Here is a 3,749-nt window from a genome sequence, read left to right as displayed (position 1 = left end):
CGACCAGTCTTCAATTAGCCAGCGTGCCGCTGCACCAGGTCGCCGACCCGCGGAAGGGCCTCGGCGACATGCTTCTTCGCCGACGACCGCATCGAGTTGTAGACCTTGGTCAGGGCCGGACGCGACGAGGCCGCGGCGCGCTCATCGGTGACGGCCAGCAGCGCCTCGGCAACCTCGTCCTGCTTGGCGACCAGCAGATCGGCGAAAGAGCCTGCCCCACCGGCCTTGTACTCGGCCCAGTACGGCTCGAGCTTCTCGACGAACTTGGGCGCGAAAGACGACAGCGCGTCACCGACAATGGTGGGGCTGACCTTCTTCACCGCGGCGTAGCCGCCCTTGACAGCCAGACCCGACGCGCCGCCCTTATCCGACACCTCCGCGTCGAGAACCGACTGGGCATCGGCCAGGAAGGCCGCGCGCTTGGTGTCGTCGAGCAGGGATTCAGACAGTGCTGCAACCACTTTCAGGTTCCTCCGGATAGGTTTGCGATGAACGAGCGCACGCAACTATACGCACCGGTGCTCGAGCACACACGATGCCGACGCGCTACGGCTGCCAAGGCAGCAACTGCACCATAAGCCCTTCACAATCGGCCAGCAGCATTTCAGATTCATCCAATAGCCGTGCGCTGACGAAGGTTTTGCGCCCCTCCACCCGATCCACGGTCCCTACCACCGTCAATGGCGTTTCGATGGGAGTGATCTTCCGGTAATTCACATGCAGGAAAGCGGTCCTACTGATCGGTCGACCCGCATAGTGCACGAGGGTGCCGAACAAGTCATCGAACAGCAACGGCAGCACGCCGCCGTGTACCGCGCTGTTGCCGCCCACGTGATATCGCCGGAATTCCCCCTGACTGCGCACCCCGTCCGGGCCCGCCTCGACCACCCGCCAGGGCGGCATCAGCAGACTCCCGCGCCCCGGCAGCGCGGTGGCGCGCCCGGCCGGACTCGCCAACTCCGGTGCGCGGTAGGGCTCGAGCAGGTCGATGAGTTCGCGCGCCTGCCGCAGCGCCCGCCCGTACACCTCGTCCGGAGCGTCGACCGAGACGGCGAGGTCCTGCAGGGTGCGCATGGCCGCCACGAACGATCCGAATTCCGGTCCGGGATGCGCCTCGACGATCTTGGGAAATCCGCCGTGCCGCTCGTACCGATCGTGGTCCACCGCACTGGCGTCGATAACAGGTTCCGGACGTTCGCTCATACCAGCACGGTAGCGGGTGTTTTTACACCGTCAAGTGGAAGATCGCGCGGAACCCGCGCCGCAGCTCACACCCGGGAGCGGCCGACCGGGGGACGATCGCCCACTATGTTCGAGCGCGTGACCTTCACTCCGACGCTGTGGCGGCCCGTCCCCGGGTTCGAGAACCTCACCGACATCACGTACCACCGGCATATCGACCAGGGCACCGTGCGCATCGCGTTCGATCGGCCCGAGGTGCGCAATGCCTTCCGGCCGCATACCGTCGACGAGCTCTACCGCACGCTCGACCACGCCCGGATGACCTCCGATGTCGGCGCGGTACTGCTCACCGGCAACGGACCCAGCGCCAAGGACGGCGGCTGGGCCTTCTGCTCCGGCGGCGACCAGCGCATCCGCGGCCGCAGCGGCTACCAGTACGCCAGCGGCGAGACCGCCGACACCGTCGACGCAGCCCGCGCCGGACGCCTGCACATCCTGGAGGTGCAGCGCCTCATCCGCATGATGCCCAAGGTCGTCATCGCCCTGGTGAACGGCTGGGCCGCGGGCGGCGGGCACTCCCTGCACGTCACCTGCGACCTCACCCTCGCCTCCCGCGAACACGCCCGCTTCAAGCAGACCGACGCCGACGTGGGCAGCTTCGACGGCGGCTACGGCAGCGCCTACCTCGCCAAGATGGTCGGGCAGAAGTTCGCCCGCGAGATCTTCTTCCTCGGCCGCCCCTACACCGCCGAGGAAATGCACCAGATGGGCGCGGTGAACGCCGTGGTCGACCACGACGAGCTGGAGAACGTCGCCCTGGAGTGGACCGCCGACATCCTCGGCAAATCCCCGCAGGCCATCCGCATGCTCAAGTACGCCTTCAACCTGACCGACGACGGCCTGGTCGGCCAGCAACTGTTCGCCGGTGAGGCAACCCGCCTGGCCTACATGACCGACGAGGCCGTGGAGGGCCGTGACGCCTTCTTGGAGAAGCGGAAGCCGGACTGGAAGCCGTATCCCTGGTACTTCTGAGCAGGGTCGGATGCGGCTGAGTCGAACAAGCGGCTGAGTTGAACAAGCGGCTGAGTTGAACAAGCGGCTGCGTCGAACAAGGAGGTTCGATCATGGACATTCTCGGTAGCCGGGTGATTCTGCGCCCGGCCGACTACGCGACCACGCTGGCGTTCTACCGGGACGGGCTCGGGTTGGCCGTGGCGCGCGAGTACCCGGGTGGGACGGTGCTGTTCGCGGGGCAGTCGCTCATCGAGGTGGCCGGGCACGGGCGGGCCGAGGATGCGCCGCGGGGGTTCTCGGGCGCGATCTGGTTGCAGGTGCGCGACGCCGCGGACGCCGCGGCCGAGCTCGCCGCGCGCGGGGTGCCGATCGACCGCGCGCCGCGGCGGGAGCCGTGGGGGCTGATCGAGATGTGGGTGCGCGATCCGGACGGGGTGCCGATCGTGCTGGTGGAGGTGCCCGCCGAACACCCGCTGCGCCGGGATTCCCGGCCGCCCGCCGAACACTGATCTGCCGAGCACTGAATCGCCCGCCGAACACTGACCCGCCGAACACCGAATCGCCCGCCAAGCACGAATCGCCCGCCGAACACCGGGTTCCGGCCGTTCGGGTAGCGGAGGCGATACCGCATAACATGCCGCCCGCTGTGATTCCGTGCGGGGTGGCGGTTAACGGGACGTTAACGGCGTGCCGCAAACTGGGGGCGTGTCTGCCGAACTGCTCGTTCTGCTGATCGTGGTGTGCACCGCGCTGGCATTCGATTTCACCAACGGATTCCACGACACCGCGAACGCGATGGCCACCTCGATCGCCACCGGTGCGCTGCCCCCGCGCCGGGCCGTGCTGCTCTCCGGGGCCCTCAACCTCGTCGGCGCGTTCCTGTCGGTCGCGGTCGCGGCGACCGTCACCGACGGCATCGTGCGCCTGGACGAGGTGAGCGGGAAAGCACTGCTCGACATCGTGTTCGCCGGACTGGTCGGCGGCATCCTGTGGAATCTGTTCACCTGGCTGCTCGGGCTGCCGTCGAGTTCCTCGCACGCGCTGTTCGGCGGGCTCATCGGCGCGACCGTCGCCGCCCTGGGCTGGAACGGCGTGGTGTGGGCGGCCGGTGACAAGGGCGTGCTGTTCAAGATCATCATCCCGGCCCTGCTGGCCCCCGTGGTGGCCGCGCTGGTCGCCTGCCTCGCCTCTTGGCTGGTCTACCGGATCACGCGCGGCAGCAATACGAATACCGTGGAACGCGGATTCCGCTGGGGCCAGATCGGTTCGGCCTCCCTGGTGTCGCTGGCGCACGGCACCAACGACGCGCAGAAGACCATGGGCATCATCTTCCTGGCCCTCATCGCGCACGGCTCCGCCACCGCCGGTGACCCGCTGCCGCTGTGGGTGATCACCTCCTGCGCGATCGCCATCGCCGCGGGCACCTGCCTGGGTGGCTGGCGGATCATCCGCACCCTCGGCAAGGGCCTGGTGGACATCGCGCCGCCGCAGGGTTTCGCGGCCGAGGCCACCAGCGGCGCGATCATCCTCACCTCCGCCCACTTCGGCCTGCC

Annotated in this window: 5 protein-coding genes; 3 read left to right on the top strand and 2 right to left on the bottom strand. The window is 68.1% G+C overall.

Annotated features, from left to right (window positions below; genetic code table 11):
- Positions 1-14: 14 nt before the first annotated feature.
- The gene (locus QK444_RS33985) at positions 15-461 is read right to left on the bottom strand and encodes a hypothetical protein (protein WP_282786115.1); all 447 of its coding nucleotides are present in this window, start codon (positions 459-461) and stop codon (positions 15-17) included.
- Positions 462-546: 85 nt separating this feature from the next.
- Positions 547-1,203: a PaaI family thioesterase gene (locus QK444_RS33980; protein WP_282786114.1), complete on the bottom strand. Its 657-nt coding sequence runs from the start codon at positions 1,201-1,203 to the stop codon at positions 547-549.
- Positions 1,204-1,320: 117 nt separating this feature from the next.
- On the opposite strand from QK444_RS33980, the gene QK444_RS33975 reads away from it, so the two are divergent.
- The 3 genes from QK444_RS33975 to QK444_RS33965 form a co-directional block, all read left to right on the top strand.
- Complete coding sequence (locus tag QK444_RS33975) at positions 1,321-2,214, top strand: 1,4-dihydroxy-2-naphthoyl-CoA synthase (RefSeq protein ID WP_282786113.1); 894 nt, start codon at positions 1,321-1,323, stop codon at positions 2,212-2,214.
- Positions 2,215-2,306: 92 nt separating this feature from the next.
- Positions 2,307-2,705: a VOC family protein gene (locus QK444_RS33970; RefSeq protein WP_282786112.1), complete on the top strand. Its 399-nt coding sequence runs from the start codon at positions 2,307-2,309 to the stop codon at positions 2,703-2,705.
- 196 nt (positions 2,706-2,901) lie between these two features.
- Positions 2,902-3,749: inorganic phosphate transporter (locus QK444_RS33965; protein ID WP_282786111.1), on the top strand; the 848-nt coding region annotated here is incomplete at its 3' end.

The sequence above is a fragment of the Nocardia sp. CC201C genome (assembly GCF_030010695.1).
Taxonomy (GTDB): domain Bacteria; phylum Actinomycetota; class Actinomycetes; order Mycobacteriales; family Mycobacteriaceae; genus Nocardia; species Nocardia otitidiscaviarum.
Note: the sequence above shows the minus strand (reverse complement) of the source record. Positions and strands in the feature narration are given on the sequence as shown.

Bases quoted from the DNA above. Each gene is read 5' to 3' on its own strand.
- QK444_RS33970 (WP_282786112.1), top strand. From the start codon at position 2,307: ATGGACATTCTCGGTAGCCGGGTGATTCTGCGCCCGGCCGACTACGCG.
- QK444_RS33980 (WP_282786114.1), bottom strand. From the start codon at position 1,203: ATGAGCGAACGTCCGGAACCTGTTATCGACGCCAGTGCGGTGGACCAC.